At 39.2% G+C, this 388-nt stretch carries 1 protein-coding gene; it reads left to right on the plus strand.

Features of this window, described 5'->3' with window-relative positions; genetic code table 11:
- Positions 1-210 (plus strand): hypothetical protein (locus tag EXE42_RS19875; protein ID WP_206750768.1); only part of this gene is annotated, 210 nt, incomplete at its 5' end.
- Positions 211-388 lie beyond the last annotated feature (178 nt).

Consider the following 388-nt stretch of genomic DNA (forward strand, 5'->3'; position numbering starts at 1 on the left):
AAGCCTTTAGCCAAGTTTAGCCACCCTGAAAGTATCTCTGGGAGGTGTGGAGGGAAAAACTGCTGTGATTTTAAACCTAAAAGTAACTTAACTCATAATAAGTTGGTAGTTAGACCACATGAAAAAATTGCTTTTGTTGGCCCAGTTCTGTTGATCTTTGAACCATGGTGGGAAAAGTGTAGTTTTAGTCAGTCTGAAGCTGCCATGTAACCAGTGCAAATGAGATAGTGAGTTACATAAACAATATACTTTGTGCTTTTTTTACTGCGCTGGTACATTTTAATGAAAGCAACTAAAAGGGAATCCCAAAATTGCATTTAGGGGGTCAGGCCAGGGCAATCTGTTGGGATATTTAATGACACACCTGGGGAGACTTTACAATAACTCT

The sequence above is a fragment of the Halorubrum sp. SP3 genome, from assembly GCF_005435195.1.
GTDB classification, from domain to species: Archaea; Halobacteriota; Halobacteria; order Halobacteriales; family Haloferacaceae; genus Halorubrum; species Halorubrum sodomense.